Here is a 15,986-nt window from a genome sequence, read left to right on the forward strand (position 1 = left end):
TGTTATTCCTCAGCACACACTTTTTCATATTGGTCAGATGTCAGCAGGCGATTTAACTCGTCTGGATTACTGGCCCGTATTTTTACCAGCCAGCCGGCGTTATAAGGTTCACTGTTCACCAGCGCCGGGTTGGCATTCACCTCCTGGTTGACTTCAACAATCACGCCGCTGACTGGTGCGTAAAAATCGGATGCCGCCTTGACCGACTCCAGTACACCCAGCTCGTCACCTGCCGCTACTTCCCTGCCGATTTCCGGTAAATCAACAAACACCATATCACCGAGCAGATGCTGAGCATGATCGGTGATACCTACCGTCATGCTGTCCTGACCGGCCTGAACCCATTCATGTGTATGGGTAAATTTTAATTCGCTCATCCTGTACTCCTTATTCGTTATAAAGCCTGACCATGTTTGACAAAACGGGGTTTCACCACACGTGCCGGCAGCAGTTTTCCGCGGATATCGACCATGACCTGATCACCGGTTTCAGCCGGAACGCGTGCCAGGGCGATGGAGGTGGCCAGCGTTGGTGAGTAGCTGCCGCTCGTAATAACACCATCCCGCGCACCCTCAACAACAACACGCTGGCCGCTGCGCATAATGCCTTTGTCATTCAGAATCAGGCCCACCAGTTTGCGGGAGACGCCTTCTCGCTTCTGTGACAACAGCGCGCCCATGCCAATAAAATTACGATCTTCCGGCTGCCATTTGACGGTCCAGGCCAGTCCGGATTCGAGTGGCGAGGTTGATTCGTCCATATCCTGACCGTATAACATCAGACCGGCTTCCAGACGCAGGGTGTCGCGGGCACCGAGGCCACAGGGTTTCACGCCGGCCTGCAGCAACTTCGTCCACAAAGCGGAGACGTCCTGGGACGGCAGGATTATTTCGAAACCGTCTTCACCGGTGTATCCAGTGCGGGCAAAAAACCACTTGTCTACGTCCACACATTCGAATTCCGTCAGGGTGGAAATGGCATCTGCCTGCGCCGCGTCAAGAACACTCATGACCTGCGCACGTGCTTCAGGGCCCTGAACCGCAATCATGGCCAGCTCATGACGCTCCTGCAGACCAACCGAAAATCCGTCGCATTTGGACAGGATCCAGGCAAGATCGCGCTCGCGTGTGGCCGAGTTCAGAACAACGCGATAATTATCCGGAGCACGTTGGTACACGATTAAGTCGTCAATAATGCCGCCGCGCTCATTGCACATGCAGGAATAGAGTGCGCGTCCGCTGTGTTGCAGCTGGTCTACGTCGTTGGTCAGGAGGTGGCGCAGAAACTGGCGTCCGCCTGCGCCCAGCACATCGACCACGGTCATGTGTGACACATCAAACATGCCTGCGTGCTGCCGAACGGCATGATGCTCGTCCAGCTGAGATCCGTAATGCAGAGGCATTTCCCAGCCGTGAAAATCAACCATTCTGGCACCGCTGGCCACATGGTTTGCATGAAGAGGTGTTTTGGCAATCATGGTATGGTCCCTTACGCTTAACTCAAAAGATGGGTAACGCCCTGGCTGCCGGCAACCAGCACGTGATCGGCCAGTCGTTTTGCAAACAGACCGCAATCCACAACACCGGTTATCTGTTTGATGGATTCTTCCATGGCGACGGCGTTCAGAATCTCGAGATTGTGCAGATCGAGAATGATGTTGCCGTTATCCGTCACGAAGCCTTCACGATAAGCCGGATCGCCCCCCAGCCTGATTAACTGACGCGCGACGTAGCTGCGGGCCGAGGGAATAACCTCTACCGCCACAGGGAACGCTCCGAGGTGACTGACGACTTTGGAATCATCGACGATACATACAAATTTGCGTGCAACCGTGGCGATAATTTTTTCCCGGGTCAGGGCGCCACCGCCGCCTTTGATCATTTCATGGCGCTGATTGACTTCATCGGCACCATCGACATACAGGGGGAGGTCGCCAGCGGCATTCAAATCCAGAACAGGAATGCCTGCAGCCCGCAGACGGGCTTCAGTTGCTACGGAGCTGGCCACACAGGCATCGATGCGGTGCCTGATGGCAGCCAGTGCGTCAATAAAATAATTAACAGTCGAACCGGTGCCAACGCCGACTATCATGTCGTCTTCGACGTAAGCCAGAGCAGCTTTAGCTGCTTCCTGTTTTAATATACTCATAAACACTCCCCTCAGAATCCAGAATAAAAAACCTATTGTCAGAAATATAAATCATCCGTTCTGAGGGGTAAAACCTCAAACCGCTTTATTGCGCAACCGATGGCGCCGCTAAAGGTACTGATGCGGGTGCGGTGCTTGTTTTAGGATGAATGACGGCTGCGTCAACCGGATCAGCCAGCGTTGTTGCAGTAACGCCTCGTTTTTTGGCTATGCCGGAGCTGCCAGTGGCTGATGATGAACTGCCGGAAGTGCCGGACTGGCTGCCTGAAGATGTTGTCGTGACAGTGGGAGCCTGGTGCGCGTAATCATAATGAGAAGCCGAGCTTGTGTCGCCAAACATGTCTTCCATGGTGCTGCAGCCGGTCAGTAATACGGGTGCTGCAAAAAGCGCAACGGCAGAAAGTCTTAACAAATTGCTATGTTTCATAGTATCGTCCTTGTTGATGTTTTATCGTCTGCTTTCTGAATTCTATATGCTGTCAACGCTGTTGTAAAATCGTATTATCAGCGTGCATAAAACAGCATCATATCGTCCCGCAAAGACGGGCTTTGGTACGGCGCTGAATCGTGCATGGTTCCCCGCCCTACCGAGGTAACGCGCGCCTCCGGGCAGTGTATCAGCTTCGCTCCCGTATTACGCTATCGCTAATACGGGCTACACATTGTTACCTGATGGCATTTTATTCAGACGCGGCGTCTTTTTCTTGTGAACCATCCAGACGCAGCTCGAGCCACATGGCATTCAGCACCGCAAAGCTGCAGGCAAGCCCCGTACCCAGTATCCAGGAAAAATACCACATGATTGCTCCTAATAAGCCGATTCGTGATTGTTAATAATCGTTTCTCTCGTTACCTTTCCGCGCATAACGCGATAGGCCCAGGCGGTATAGGCCAGAACCAGAGGGAGAAAAACAACCGTCGCAAACAGCATGATCGTGAGAGTCAGCTGACTGGATGAACTGTCCCATACGGTCAGGCTCTGCGCAGGCACCGATGAAGACGGCAGTATAAAGGGAAACATACTGACGCCAACCGTGGCAATAACGCCAAAGACGGAAGCGGCGCTGCACACGAAGGCCAGTTTTGGCTTATTAGCCAGCGCGGCTGCCAGAACGGCACCAAGCATACCCAGCAGAGGCACCAGCATGCTGACTGGCATGAGCCGGTAATTGCTTAACCAGGCACCGCCTTGCTGAACGACATCCTTATGCAGAGGATTAGACGGGCCATCATGTGGCATGATGCCCATAATACGATAACCATCGATGCCAAGGTAAACCCAGACGCCGGCAGCGGCGAACAGGATCAACAGCAGCAGCGCACTGACTCGGGCGGTGACCCTTGCCCTTTCCTGTAGATGACCTTCAGTTTTGACATTCAGGAAAAAAGCACCATGCATCAACAGCATGAAGACGGAAACCAGGCCACACAATACGGCAAAAGGATTCAGCAGAGCCCAGAACGTGCCGGTGTAAAATATACGCAGGCTGCTGTCAAAATTAAAGGGCACGCCCTGCAGCACGTTACCTATGGCAACGCCAAATATCAGGGCCGGTACGAAGCCACCAACAAACAATGCGTAATCCCAAAACGAACGCCACAGGGGATTGACCAGTTTCGAGCGATATTTAAATCCGACCGGCCGCAGTATCAGGGCCAGCAATACCAGCAGCATGGCCATGTAAAATCCGGAAAACGACAGGGCATATAATGTTGGCCAGGCAGCAAAAATAGCACCCCCGCCCAGAATGAACCAGACCTGATTACCCTCCCAGGTCGGCGCAATGCTGTTAATCAGGATCCGTCTTTCCATGTCGGTTTTTGCAATCCATGGCAGGCACATGGCCACGCCCAGATCAAAACCATCCATTATTGCAAAACCAATCAGCAGCACGCCCAGCAGCAGCCACCACAACACACGTAATGTTTCATAATCCAGAGGCATAATATGTGACTCCTAATGAGCTAAATGATCGGGGCCGAGACGAATGTACTTCACCATCAGATACACCTCGACAACAGCCAGGATACTGTAAAAGGCAACGAAGCCGCTGATTGACGTTAAAACCTGACCGGCACTGACGGAGGATGTGCCCATCATGGTAGGCAAAACACCCTGTACCGCCCAGGGCTGGCGCCCGCACTCCGCGACTACCCAGCCCAGTTCGGCGGCCAGCCAGGGCAGAGGCAGCGACCAGAAGGCCAGATGCAGATACCAGCGGGAGGTATGCAGTCTGCGTTTCACCGACAGGTAAAAGCCAACGGCAAACAGAGCGATAAAAAACAGGCCACAGGCAACCATGATTCGGAACGAGAAGAAAATCAGAGGCACGTTGGGTTTTAAATCGTTTGCTGCCTTGTTGATTTGCTCATCTGTGGCATCTGTCACAGTTTCAGTGTATTTTTTCAGCAACAGACCATAGCCCAGCGAATTGCCATGCGCGGTGAAATCTGCTTTTGCCTGTTCGTCCTGCGGCGATTTCTGCAGACGGGTCAGGGCATCGTATGCCAGTATTCCTTCACGAATCTGCCCCTTGCCCTGCTCAATCAGCTCTACAATCCCCTCCAGCGGCTCGCTGAATGAACGGGTTGCAATGACACCCAGCAGCCAGGGAACGCTGATCTCATAATCTGTACGCATGGTCTTTTGGTTGGGTATGCCAAACAGGGTCAGGCTGGCTGGCGCCGGTTCGGTATGCCACATGGCTTCCATGGCCGCCATTTTCATTTTCTGGTTGCTGTTGGCCAGGTAGCCGCTCTCGTCTCCCAGTACCACCACCGACAAGGCAGAAGCCAGACCAAAGGAAGCGGCAACCGTCATGGAGCGTTTGGCGAAAGGAATATTACGGCCACGCAGAATGAAGTAGGCGCTGATAGACAGAACAAAAATGGCGCCCGTGACATATCCCGCGCTGATGGTGTGTACAAATTTCGCCTGGGCAACGGGGTTGAACATGATGTCAGCGAAGTCACTGACCTCCATCCTCATGGTGTTATAGTCAAAGGCGGCGCCTACCGGATTCTGCATCCAGCCATTGGCTATCAGAATCCACAGCGCTGAAAAGCTGGTGCCCATGGCCAGAAGCCAGGTGCAGCAGAGATGCTGTACCTTACTCAGCCTGTCCCAGCCAAAGAAAAACAGCCCCACGAATGTCGCTTCAAGGAAGAAAGCCATCAGACCTTCGATGGCCAGAGGGGCGCCGAATACGTCACCGACATAATGGGAATAATAAGACCAGTTGGTACCGAACTGGAACTCCATGGTCAGTCCCGTCGCCACCCCCAGCACAAAATTGATGCCAAACAGCAGGCCCCAGTATTTCACCATGCGCTTCCAGATGTCGCGGCCGGTCATGACATAGACCGTTTCCATAATGGCCAGCAGCATAGACAGACCGAGGGTCAGGGGAACAAAAAGAAAATGATACAGCGCCGTCAGCGCAAACTGCAGACGGGAGAGATCAACAACGTCGCTACCTGGAATCATAATTTACCCTTCTTTGACTGGCGTTTTTACAGAGCTTGTATCGGAGATATGAGGGCCCAGCATCCACTGCTGCGCATTTTTTACAGGCTTGCCCATGCCTCGCACAAAAAAGAACCAAAGGGCTATCAACAAGACCAGCTTGAAAATAAGCGTTATGCTGATATCTCGGGAAAATGGCGTCATAATGTGCTGTCCGAATAAAAAACTGCTTCGTTCTGCAAGCTTTTATTGAAACCCCATGCTAGCAAAAAAACCCTCGGTTATCCAGTAGGCCCGGGCTCATGGTCGTCAGGATCTCTATACTGGGCAAAAACTCCGGACTGTCATTCCCGCGCAGGCGGGGAGGACAAATGATATGCGGGAAGCGCGAATTATATAAAGATTAAAAAATTGCCCAGTACAGAGCGGCTTTTGCTCAGGGCTGTCCCATCTTAATTTGAACTAAAATTAATCGGTTGGCACCATCTGCTCCCTTCTCCCTTGAGGGAGAAGGGCTGGGGATGAGGGTGGTAGGTGTAGCACGGGACGAAACATGCCTGATGCGGAAAACCGCATGTGGTATTACTGACGGAGCAGGTGGTCAGCATCTGGATGCTATTGAGTATGATTTGCTACGAACCAAATATTTGGGAAGCTGTGGATATCGAGTTTTGCGAATATGGAACCATGAGGTTTTTAAAAATATACAGGGTGTGATGGACGACATTCTTGATTTACTCGAGACCGTGCCACACCCACCACCCTCATCCCCAGCCCTTCTCCCTCAAGGGAGAAGGGAGCAGCATCGTGCCAACGGATTAACTTCAGTTCAAATTAAGATGCTACAGCCCGATGCTTTTACTCGGATGATATTCATTCAACGCCCTCTAAACCTATGCGGCGCTGTCTTCATTTTTTTTATGCCGCCTGTGGCGCTGCATGGCATCACTGAAGGAGCCGGCGAGGATGCCTGCAGGCATGGCAATCAGACCTATCCCGGCAATGGCGGTGATAGATGCTATCACTTTACCCAGTGGCGTAATGGGATATACATCGCCATAGCCCACCGTGGTCAGCGTAATGGCTGACCACCACATGGCGCGCGGTATGCTGCCAAATTTTTCCGGCTGGGCATCGCCTTCCACAAAGTACAGAGCCGACGACGAAATCAGCAGGATGACAAGAGCAATACCCAGACTCAGCAGCAGTTCGTCCCGCCGTTCATTCAAGGCGAATTTGATGTTGTTGATGGCCACTGAATAATGTCCCAGCCTCGCGATGCGCAGCAAACGCAGTAAACGGGACAGACGCAGCAAAAACCCTTCTGCCCCCATGGTGGTAGCGACAAACAGAATGACTACCAGCAAATCCAGCAGAGCTGAAGCTGTCATAAAATAATGCCAGCGGCTACGATAGAGGGGATTCTCGACACAAACCCACAGGCGGGCGATATACTCCAGAGCAAACAGGCCTGTCAAAATCGATTCGGATATCAGAAAAGCCTGGACATGTTCCGCATAAAACGACGATTCTGTTGCCATAATGGCGATCAGCAGAGAAAAAAGTATCAACCCCATGATTACCTTATTGGTCAACGACAGACCCAGCGTGCCCTTTAGTCTGGGATCCAGTTCATGAGCCAGCTTCCGCCGGAATGTCATACCCACTCCTTGATAAAATTATATTAAGCTGCAACAGCTTCGTTGAGTAACACCGCATTCTTTGGTTATACTGATTTTCGAATTCATTAACAAGGCATAGCATGATTTACCAGGATATACTCGAAACCATTGGCAACACACCGGTTGTCCGAATCAATCGCGTCGGCAGGCATCTGGATTGTGAACTGTATGCAAAATGCGAGTTTTTCAATCCTGGCGGTTCAGTTAAGGATCGAATCGGCTTTGAAATGGTCAGACAGGCAGAGCAAAGCGGACAGATAAAACCCGGCGACACGCTGATTGAGCCCACCTCGGGTAATACCGGAATCGGCCTGGCTCTGGCTGGTGCCGTCATGGGATACAAGGTTGTCATCACCATGCCGGAAAAAATGAGTCAGGAAAAACAATCCGTGCTGGAGCGTCTGGGTGCTACCATTTACCGCACGCCAACCGCCGCAGCCTGGGATGATCCAGACAGCCATATTTCCCTGGCCAAAGATCTGCAGCGCAAGATCCCCAACTCCCATATTCTCGATCAATACGCCAATCCGAATAATCCTGGCGCGCATTATCACGGCACCGCCCAGGAAATCATTGATGATTTTGGCAAGGATCTGCATATGGTCGTTGTGGGCGTCGGCACCGGCGGAACTATTACAGGGATAGCAAGACGACTGAAAGAATATAATCCGGCCATTCAGATTGTTGGTGTTGATCCGGTTGGCTCCATCCTGGGCGGCGGCGATTTGGTGGCACCCTATCAGGTCGAGGGAATAGGTTATGATTTTTTCCCCGACGTACTGGATAACGGACTGATAGATCAATACATAAAAATCAACGACGCCGACTCTTTCGCGATGGCACGTCAGCTGATGGCCGAAGAAGGTCTGCTGGTTGGTGGCTCCTGCGGTGCGGCCATGTGGGCCGCTCTGCAGGCAGCGAAGACATTAAAGTCCGATCAAAAATGTCTGGTTATTCTGCCTGATTCCATTCGTAATTACATGTCCAAGTTCGTTAACGACGACTGGATGAAGGCAAACGGATTTTTGTAATATATACTGCCTGCGTACTGCGGCCATATCCTTACCCACAAGACTGACAACCCTTTCTCATCAAGGGATGCCGGTTTTTAAAAAGTATTGAGTAGCCCGATAAAGTCGTTCCCGCGAAGGCGGGAATCTATTTATCATCAGGCAAAGTGCTCAAGTAATGGATGGATTGCCGCTTTCGCGGGAACGACACGGATGAAAATTATCTTAACTTGACGGTTATGCCACTCATGCAGGCGATTTTGTCTGGCCGTTCATTCCACATGGAGTGTGTCTGAATGAAATTACTGATGAAAATCAGATTAATGGTGATCCTCACCTGGCTTCTGATCATCACCATCGTCGTCGCGCAGTCCTATTTTATTTCGCTGAACAATATCAAGGAAATCGAACAGAAACAAATCGCAGCGGCCTGTATGCGTCTGAACGCAACGCTGCAGCGCCAGAAGGACGCCCTGAATCTGTTTGCCGGCGACTGGGGGCACTGGAACGATACCTATAAGTTCATGCAAAAAAAATCGAACCAGTATATTCACGATAATCTTGAAATAGACACCGCTTACAAGCAGGTATCGCTGAACTACATTCTGTATTTCGACCAGCAGGGGCGGTTTTATGATGGCCGCTCCTTTGATTTTCAGAGCGACAAAGCCGGTCCAGTGCCCAAAGAGCTCCTGGAAAAAATATACGACAATCCCGCTCTGATCCGGCACAACAACGTGCATGACGATGTAACCGGGTTCATTGACGGCGACCCTTACCCCATTTTGCTGACCTCCTTTCCCATCACCAATTACGACATGAGTGCAAAACCGAATGGCAACCTTGTCATGGGCTTTAATTATGGCCCCCGACAAGCCAAAGAATTAAGCGATACCGTTCGGGCTGATATTGAAATCTTCACCCAGACCCAGGTCAGCCGTAATCCCAGCCTGAAAGCTGTTTTTCAGCAACTCGCCGATAAGGAATACCTTGTACAGGCCGTCGACAATCAGATAAATCACATCTTTATCCCCTTGAAAAATCTCAATTATCAGTTGATTGGCATGTTTCGCGTCCAAATGACAAGAACCAGTTACATGCTTGGTCTTTATTCCATTTATAAGTCGATTGCCGTCATGATATTCAGCGGCCTCATTATTTTTCTGTTGTTTGAGTTTCTGATAAAAAGAATGGTCCTGGATCGTTTGTTTGCCTTCCAGAACGCGCTGAACAACATCACCAGGACTCAGGATTTTAATCAGCGCATTCCAGTCCAGGGTCGGGATGAAATTGCGAATCTGGCAGAATACAGCAATAAAATGCTCAACGAGATTTCCGTTTCGCAGAAACAGCTGATCAGCATGCTTTTTAACATCACCGATATTAACCGACAGCTGAACAGACAAATCGAAGCGCGTGAGGCCGCAGAGGCTGAACTGGCTACGCTCAACTCCAACATGATCATTGCTTCGAGACGTGCCGGCATGGCCGATGTTGCCAACAGTGTGCTGCATAATATTGGCAATATTCTAAACAGCGTCAATGTGTCAGCCAATCTGATCCAGGAAAGCATCAACCAATCCGACCTGGATAATTTAATCGCCATCGCCAGCCTGCTGGAAAAACATCAGGATAATTACGGAGCCTACCTGATGTATGACAGCAAAGGCAGACAAATACCGACCTTTATTATTTTGCTGGCGAAAAAATGGCAGGACAGCAAGAGCACCCTACTGGAGGAGTCCAGCGATTTACTCAAAAACATCGACCTCATCCGAAAGGTGATTGCTTCACAGCAGGAGCTCAGCACGGTGATCAGCACAAACGAATGGTGCCAGGTATCTGATCTGGTCGATGACGCCCTGTTTTTCTGCAAATCGGATCTGAAAGCACACATGGTTACGCTGAAAAAAGAATACGCAGATATTCCAAAGATCCATATTGATCGCATCAAGGTACTGCAGATTCTGGTTAATGTGATTAAAAATGCCATTGACTCTCTGGCAGAGTCTATAATGAAAGAAAAGCTGCTTACCGTGCGGATCCTGGCTGGTGACAGTAACAATGCCATCATTGAAATCATTGATAATGGGCAGGGTATCAGTAAGGAAAACCTTGGCAGAATTTTCTCGTTTGGATTTACCACGAAAAAACATGGCCATGGTATCGGGCTGCACGGCAGTTGTAACTCAGCACAGGAGCTGGGTGGATTTTTAGTAATACACAGTGAGGGCGTAAACAAGGGGGCTACCGCTACCTTATCACTGCCGTACCAGGTATCAGATACGACTGGAGAGACACTTGGAAGGAATCAAACAGATACGTCTGTTGCTGATAGACGATAACGAGGCAATTCACAAGGATTTCCGCAAGGTTTTGCTGGAGGAAAATTCAGACGATACCTTTGAAAGCCTGAAATCCAGACTGTTTTCAAACGACAATACCGCAACAGCGCAGCCTCGTAACAGTATGCCCTATCGGATTGATTCGGCCCTGCAGGGCAAAGAGGGTTTTATGATGGTGCGTCAGGCCATGATGGACCAGGATCCCTACTCTCTGGCGTTTGTTGATATCCGTATGCCACCTGGCTGGGACGGCATCGAGACCATTCAGCGATTATGGGAGCTGGATCCTGAACTGGAAGTGGTTATCTGCAGCGCATACTCGGATTATTCTTTTAACGACATCCGGACGAAACTGCAACAAAACGATCGTTATCTTATTCTTAAAAAACCCTTTGATAATCTGGAAATCAGGCAGATTGCAGCGGCCCTCACCAAAAAATGGATACTAAGCCAACAGACCCAGAAACACCTCTTGCAGCTCGATGAGATTATTCAGCAGCGGACCCAGGAATTAACAGCATCCGTTTCTGTCTGCAAAGCAACCATTGAAGCTACTCAGGAAGGTATTTTAGGTGTTGATTTAAAGCATAAAATTAACGTGTACAACAATAATTTACTCGCTATCTGGGAGCTGAGCGAAGACGTTGTAAAAACGCATGATGCCCCCTTGGTTTTTCAAAAAATGGCGGAGATGACGGATGATCCCTGGCTGTTTCTAAACCAGATCAACAACCACGATAAAGCGGGTCATCGCCTGAAAAGGGAGTGGAGCCTCAAATCCGGAAAAAAGCTGGAATTGTTCATACACGCTCAATATATAGAGGACAGAATTGCCGGCTACGTGTTCAGCTTTCATGATGTCACGGTCAATAAAGCGCTGGAAGCCGAACTGCTGCACCTGGCAACCCACGACACGCTGACCAGTCTGCCCAATCGCGCCCTGTTGTATGATCGCATGGAACAGGCCATCAACAGCACGGCGAAAACCGGCCTGGGTGTTGGCCTGATTCTTCTTGATATTGACCACTTCAAACACGTAAACGACAGCCTTGGCCACACAGCCGGTGATGAACTGTTAAAAATCATCAGTAAGCGCCTGAGCATGTTTGTACGCGATTCGGATACCGTTTCCCGCCTGGGTGGTGATGAATTTGTGCTCCTGCTGCCGCGTCTGCGCGAGGAAGATCTGCTGATGAAGGTTAAGGCGCTGGTCAAATTATTCACAAAACCGATTAGTATCCATGGCCATATGCTGACCATCAGTGCCAGCATCGGCATCAGCATGTACCCCAAAGACGGTGACGATGGCGAAACCCTGCTGAAAAACGCCGATTGCGCCCTTTATCAATCCAAATCCCTTGGCCGCAATACCTATCAGTTTTATACCTCGGAATTCAATCAGTATCTCCTGACGCGCGAGGAGTTAATCACCGATTTGCATCGCGCCATAGTGGAAGAACAATTTGTTGTCTATTACCAGCCCGTGATTCATTTGAGCACAAACAAAACAACCGGCTTAGAAGCCCTGCTGCGCTGGAACCATCCAGAACGAGGGCTGCTGTTTCCCTGTGATTTTATCGATGCCATTGAGGAATGCGGTCTGATGCCCAGGGTGGGTGAGTGGGTGTTGAAAAAGGCCTGTACTCAGGCAAAAATCTGGCATGATACGATTAATCCATCCTTTTCCATGGCCATTAACATTTCCCCCTCACAGTTCAAAGAAGAACGGTTTCTCGATACCGTGCAGACAATTTTAGCGGAAACAGGTGTCAAACCGACCATGCTGGAATTTGAAGTGACGGAAAATCTGATTCTGGACAACACGAGCGACATCATCACGCGGATGCATGAACTAAAGGCAATGGGCATTCAACTGTCTATGGACGATTTTGGTACTGGTTACGCCAGCCTGTCCTATCTGAAATTTTTTCCCTTCGACAAAATCAAGATTGATAAATCGTTCATTCAGGGGGTAACGCAGAGTCGCATTGATCGCTCCATCGTCGAGGCCATACTCATTATAGCCAGCAGAATTGGTATCACCGTCATCGCAGAAGGGGTCAGTAACGAGGAGGAGCTGGCATTTTTACAACAACATGCGGCGACCGAAGGTCAAGGCTATTATTTCAGTCCGGCAATTGATGAAGCCGCCTGTGCGCATTTTTTGCGCACAAAATAAAGCCAGCCGGCTCAGGGACATACCGCCTGCCGAACGTCTTGCTCGTAGAGTTCATTCTCATTAACCAGCCCCAGGCTGGCAAGCCGGGCCAGTGCGCCAATCAACTCGTGATTCAACTGCTCGTGTCTGTCGAGAATTTCGGGAGCGCCTGACGCTCTGACAGGGCGCGCACCGTCGTTCATCAGCGAAGTAAAACGAGACTGGGTACCCAGAGAACCTGGCTTAATGCTGCGTATGTAGGCTGACAGCAGTTGCTCCTGATCGATTTCTCCGGCTGACAACATGGTTGTCAGGCGATTACGGGTTACCTGATAAGCCTTCAGAATCTGTTGATTATGTTTGCGCTTTCTATGCGAAATCAGGGTGTTGTCTGAATCGCCTGCGTCGTGCACTTCTGGGGGCTGAGAGGCAGGCAGACGTCGCTCGCTCAGCGACATAAAGCATTCCGAATGGTGTACGGAAACAAGATAGTAATCAGAGACTTTCTGCAGACTCACCGGGTCGGCCACGTTCGCGCCGCTGGCTGGCCCCATGTGGGGATGCAACAGAGGCAGATCACTTTCACAGGATTTTTCTCTGAACGTGACAGGAATGTTCAGCCTGTTTGCCAGAGCATGCAGGGCACAGATACCGATGGGGACTCCGGGCTGGCGCATGGCAGCCAGACTGTATTTGACGAGGGCGTCGTGATACTGCTCATTCTCTGGATCCTGAGACATTTCATCCACAGCGATCTGTCTCAGACTGTCCGCCATTTCCCCGACCAGTTTTGTCAAAGACTGCTGATTGCCAGCCAGCCGCTTCAAACGCTCCTCAACGGGCAGTAACGAATAACCCGGCCCCGATGTCTTTGGCGTAATGCGGGTCAACAAGGCACGGTTAGCCTTGGGATTACTTAACATGTTATCCAGAATGGCGGCAGCCAGCGCACAAAATTCAGCATCCCCATCACGCCCTGCGTAAACCAGCGTTTTGGCCTTGAGGTTCTGTCTGGTGACCTGTGGCTCACGCTGATAGAAAAACCCAGTTGCTGCACCCATGTTGCACTCCCACATCTCGGTATATAGCTCTATTCTATTCCAACAAGATTAAGGGAATATTAACCTTATATTCCGCCCTTTAAGGCTGAATTCCGTTATGGCGTAACAAGGCGTCCACTTCAGCATCACGGCCACGAAAGGCGCGAAACGCGTCCTGTGCCCTGCGTGAGCCCCCCACTTCCAGAACGGCATGCAGAAAATCACGGCCCGTCTGCGCGTTGAAAATTCCTTCGTCCTCAAAACGGGCATACGCATCACTGGATAATACTTCGGCCCATTTGTAGCTGTAATAGCCCGCACCATAGCCACCCGCGAAAATATGCGAAAAACTGTGTTGAAAACGATTATAAGGCACCAGGGGAACCACCGCGGTCAGCTGACGCACCTGACTGAGGATATCGCTGACCAGGTTCGGTTTACCGGCCTCGTATTCGTGATGAATGCGAAAATCAAACAGGGAAAACTCCAGCTGCCGCATCATCCCCATGGCCGACTGGAAATTTTTGGCCGCCAGCAGTTTATCGTACAGGCCGGCTGGCAGGGCTTCGCCTGTTTCCACATGCGCACTTAATAACTGCAGAGCGCTGAACTCCCAGCACCAGTTTTCAAAAAACTGACTGGGTAATTCCACCGCATCCCACTCCACGCCGTTAATGCCGGATGCTCCCAGATAGTCAACCCGGGTCAGCAGGTGGTGCAGGCAATGGCCAAATTCGTGAAACAGAGTGACGACCTCATCATGCGACAAGGTAGCCACGCCACCGGTGGCCGGTTTGGCAAAATTACAGGTCAGGGTTGCAATGGGAAGCTGCACCTGCCCATCCGGCAGTCGTCGTCGGCTTTGCAGGGAGTCCATCCAGGCTCCACCACGCTTTTGTTGCCGCGCAAACAGGTCTACGTAAACAAACCCTCGCTCCTGATCCTCTTCGTCGAGGAGACGATAACAGGTCACATCGGGGTGCCAGGTATCGACACCGATCATTTTTTCGAGGCGGATGCCATAGAGGCGGTTAATAATGGTGAACAGCCCATCCATGACTTTGTCCTGCGTGAAATAGGGGCGCAGATCTTCCTGTGAGAGCTGATAGTAGCGCTGCCGCATTTTTTCAGACACGTAGGCCACATCCCATGGGCGGAGAACGTCCAGAGCATACTCCGTGCGGGCAAAGTCATCCAGACGATTGCGATCCGCCATGGCCTGGCCAGAAGCACGACGGGCCAGATCCATTAAGAAATCAAGAACCTGACTGGGTGTGTCGGCCATTTTTGTGGCCAGCGACAAATCAGCATACTGCGCAAATCCCAGCATATTGGCCGTTTCGTGGCGCAGAGCCAGCAGTTCATTAATCAGCTCGCTGTTGTCGAACTGGCCGGCAAAAGGCCCTTGATCGGAGGCGCGGGTTACGTACGCCTCATAAAAACGCTCACGCAGCGCCCGATCATCGGCGTAGGTCATCACGGCAAGATAACAGGGCGTTTCCAGATTCAGCATCCAGCCGGACAGCTCTTTCTCTGCGGCCAGCTCTCTGGCTGTCTGTAGCGCGTGTTCTGGCAGACCACTGACCCCGGCTGCGTCTGTTATGTGCCAGGTGAAGGCCTGGGTCGCGTCCAGCACGTTGTTTTCAAAACGGTTGGACAGCTCGGCCAGCTGCGTCTGAATGGCTTCAAAGCGCTTTTTTTTCTCATCCGACAGGGCCACACCCGACAGCTCAAAGCCACGCAGACTGTCTTCCCGTATTTTTTTCTGTGCCTCGTTCAGCGTGGCCGGATCGATGGATTTGACCGCATCATATAAAGCCTGATTCTGGCCAATCGCCGATTCGTAAGCCGACAGCTTCGGCAGGCAGGCCTGATAACAGGCTCGTAATTCAGGCGAATTCACCACCGCATGCAAATGCGACATGGGTGACCAGAACCGCTCAAGGGCATCGTCCATATCATCCATGGCCTGCATCAGGTTGTCCCAGGTATAATCTGGCTGTGTCAGCAGGCGGTCAATCGTGGCCAGATTGGTTTCCAGCAGTTGATCCAGGTGCTGGACAAAGGCATCGGTATCGAGGGAGTGGAACTGGGGCAAGGCGTTAAGGGACACGGAATTCTCCTGAGAGCAAAAAAA

At 51.1% G+C, this 15,986-nt stretch carries 14 protein-coding genes and 1 pseudogene; 4 read left to right on the forward strand and 11 right to left on the reverse strand.

Annotated elements, in window-relative coordinates; all coding sequences use genetic code 11:
* Positions 1–2: 2 nt before the first annotated feature.
* From gcvH to cydP, 8 genes are all read right to left on the reverse strand, one after another.
* Positions 3–377: a glycine cleavage system protein GcvH gene (gcvH, locus tag ACQUTA_RS06920; RefSeq protein WP_444987498.1), complete on the reverse strand. Its 375-nt coding sequence runs from the start codon at positions 375–377 to the stop codon at positions 3–5.
* Between the two features lie 17 nt (positions 378–394).
* A complete protein-coding gene (gene gcvT, locus ACQUTA_RS06925) occupies positions 395–1,477 on the reverse strand; it encodes a glycine cleavage system aminomethyltransferase GcvT (protein WP_444987499.1) in 1,083 nt (360 codons plus the stop codon).
* 17 nt (positions 1,478–1,494) lie between these two features.
* Positions 1,495–2,148 carry a ribose-5-phosphate isomerase RpiA gene (gene rpiA / locus ACQUTA_RS06930; RefSeq protein ID WP_444987500.1) on the reverse strand — a complete coding sequence of 218 codons (654 nt, stop codon included), beginning with the start codon at positions 2,146–2,148 and terminating at the stop codon, positions 1,495–1,497.
* Between the two features lie 85 nt (positions 2,149–2,233).
* Entirely contained in the window at positions 2,234–2,575 is a 342-nt protein-coding gene (locus ACQUTA_RS06935; RefSeq protein ID WP_444987501.1) for a hypothetical protein, read from the reverse strand.
* A gap of 253 nt (positions 2,576–2,828) precedes the next feature.
* Positions 2,829–2,948: a cytochrome bd-I oxidase subunit CydX gene (gene cydX / locus ACQUTA_RS06940; protein ID WP_444987502.1), complete on the reverse strand. Its 120-nt coding sequence runs from the start codon at positions 2,946–2,948 to the stop codon at positions 2,829–2,831.
* A gap of 8 nt (positions 2,949–2,956) precedes the next feature.
* Positions 2,957–4,093 (reverse strand): cytochrome d ubiquinol oxidase subunit II, encoded by a 1,137-nt coding sequence (gene cydB / locus ACQUTA_RS06945; RefSeq protein ID WP_444987503.1) that lies wholly within the window; start codon positions 4,091–4,093, stop codon positions 2,957–2,959.
* 12 nt (positions 4,094–4,105) lie between these two features.
* Complete coding sequence (locus ACQUTA_RS06950) at positions 4,106–5,635, reverse strand: cytochrome ubiquinol oxidase subunit I (RefSeq protein WP_444987504.1); 1,530 nt, start codon at positions 5,633–5,635, stop codon at positions 4,106–4,108.
* A gap of 3 nt (positions 5,636–5,638) precedes the next feature.
* Positions 5,639–5,818 carry a cytochrome oxidase putative small subunit CydP gene (gene cydP / locus ACQUTA_RS06955; RefSeq protein ID WP_444987505.1) on the reverse strand — a complete coding sequence of 60 codons (180 nt, stop codon included), beginning with the start codon at positions 5,816–5,818 and terminating at the stop codon, positions 5,639–5,641.
* 356 nt (positions 5,819–6,174) lie between these two features.
* Between cydP and ACQUTA_RS06960 the strand changes: the two are divergent.
* Positions 6,175–6,342: pseudogene (locus tag ACQUTA_RS06960) on the forward strand (DUF559 domain-containing protein); the annotation flags it as partial.
* 165 nt (positions 6,343–6,507) lie between these two features.
* On the opposite strand, the gene ACQUTA_RS06965 reads toward ACQUTA_RS06960, so the two are convergent.
* The gene (locus ACQUTA_RS06965; RefSeq protein WP_444987506.1) at positions 6,508–7,275 is read right to left on the reverse strand and encodes a potassium channel family protein; all 768 of its coding nucleotides are present in this window, start codon (positions 7,273–7,275) and stop codon (positions 6,508–6,510) included.
* A 101-nt stretch (positions 7,276–7,376) separates the two neighbouring features.
* Between ACQUTA_RS06965 and ACQUTA_RS06970 the strand changes: the two genes are divergently transcribed.
* The 3 genes from ACQUTA_RS06970 to ACQUTA_RS06980 all read left to right on the forward strand — a co-directional run bounded on the left by ACQUTA_RS06970 (position 7,377) and on the right by ACQUTA_RS06980 (position 12,830).
* Positions 7,377–8,327: a pyridoxal-phosphate dependent enzyme gene (locus tag ACQUTA_RS06970; RefSeq protein WP_444987507.1), complete on the forward strand. Its 951-nt coding sequence runs from the start codon at positions 7,377–7,379 to the stop codon at positions 8,325–8,327.
* 275 nt (positions 8,328–8,602) lie between these two features.
* Positions 8,603–10,651, forward strand: coding sequence for a CHASE4 domain-containing protein (locus ACQUTA_RS06975; protein WP_444987508.1), 2,049 nt, complete (start codon positions 8,603–8,605; stop codon positions 10,649–10,651).
* Positions 10,608–12,830, forward strand: a complete 2,223-nt coding sequence (locus ACQUTA_RS06980; RefSeq protein ID WP_444987509.1) for an EAL domain-containing protein — start codon at positions 10,608–10,610, stop codon at positions 12,828–12,830. Before ACQUTA_RS06975 ends, ACQUTA_RS06980 begins: the two co-directional genes overlap by 44 nt.
* An 11-nt stretch (positions 12,831–12,841) precedes the next feature.
* Here ACQUTA_RS06980 and ACQUTA_RS06985 read toward each other — a convergent pair whose 3' ends face one another.
* Together ACQUTA_RS06985 and ACQUTA_RS06990 are read right to left on the reverse strand one after the other, a co-directional pair.
* Complete coding sequence (locus ACQUTA_RS06985; RefSeq protein ID WP_444987510.1) at positions 12,842–13,870, reverse strand: OTU domain-containing protein; 1,029 nt, start codon at positions 13,868–13,870, stop codon at positions 12,842–12,844.
* Positions 13,871–13,949: 79 nt separating this feature from the next.
* On the reverse strand, positions 13,950–15,962 hold the full coding sequence (locus ACQUTA_RS06990) for a M3 family metallopeptidase (RefSeq protein ID WP_444987511.1): 2,013 nt from the start codon (positions 15,960–15,962) through the stop codon (positions 13,950–13,952).
* Positions 15,963–15,986 lie beyond the last annotated feature (24 nt).

The sequence above is a fragment of the Legionella navarrensis genome, assembly GCF_052527415.1.

Excerpts from the sequence above, each read along its gene's own strand:
- rpiA (WP_444987500.1), bottom strand. The coding sequence starts at position 2,148 with ATGAGTATATTAAAACAGGAAGCAGCTAAAGCTGCTCTGGCTTACGTC.
- gcvH (WP_444987498.1), bottom strand. The coding sequence starts at position 377 with ATGAGCGAATTAAAATTTACCCATACACATGAATGGGTTCAGGCCGGT.
- gcvT (WP_444987499.1), bottom strand. The coding sequence starts at position 1,477 with ATGATTGCCAAAACACCTCTTCATGCAAACCATGTGGCCAGCGGTGCC.
- ACQUTA_RS06985 (WP_444987510.1), bottom strand. The coding sequence starts at position 13,870 with ATGGGTGCAGCAACTGGGTTTTTCTATCAGCGTGAGCCACAGGTCACC.
- cydP (WP_444987505.1), bottom strand. The coding sequence starts at position 5,818 with ATGACGCCATTTTCCCGAGATATCAGCATAACGCTTATTTTCAAGCTG.
- ACQUTA_RS06950 (WP_444987504.1), bottom strand. The coding sequence starts at position 5,635 with ATGATTCCAGGTAGCGACGTTGTTGATCTCTCCCGTCTGCAGTTTGCG.
- ACQUTA_RS06975 (WP_444987508.1), top strand. The coding sequence starts at position 8,603 with ATGAAATTACTGATGAAAATCAGATTAATGGTGATCCTCACCTGGCTT.
- cydB (WP_444987503.1), bottom strand. The coding sequence starts at position 4,093 with ATGCCTCTGGATTATGAAACATTACGTGTGTTGTGGTGGCTGCTGCTG.
- ACQUTA_RS06935 (WP_444987501.1), bottom strand. The coding sequence starts at position 2,575 with ATGAAACATAGCAATTTGTTAAGACTTTCTGCCGTTGCGCTTTTTGCA.
- ACQUTA_RS06965 (WP_444987506.1), bottom strand. The coding sequence starts at position 7,275 with ATGACATTCCGGCGGAAGCTGGCTCATGAACTGGATCCCAGACTAAAG.
- cydX (WP_444987502.1), bottom strand. The coding sequence starts at position 2,948 with ATGTGGTATTTTTCCTGGATACTGGGTACGGGGCTTGCCTGCAGCTTT.
- ACQUTA_RS06970 (WP_444987507.1), top strand. The coding sequence starts at position 7,377 with ATGATTTACCAGGATATACTCGAAACCATTGGCAACACACCGGTTGTC.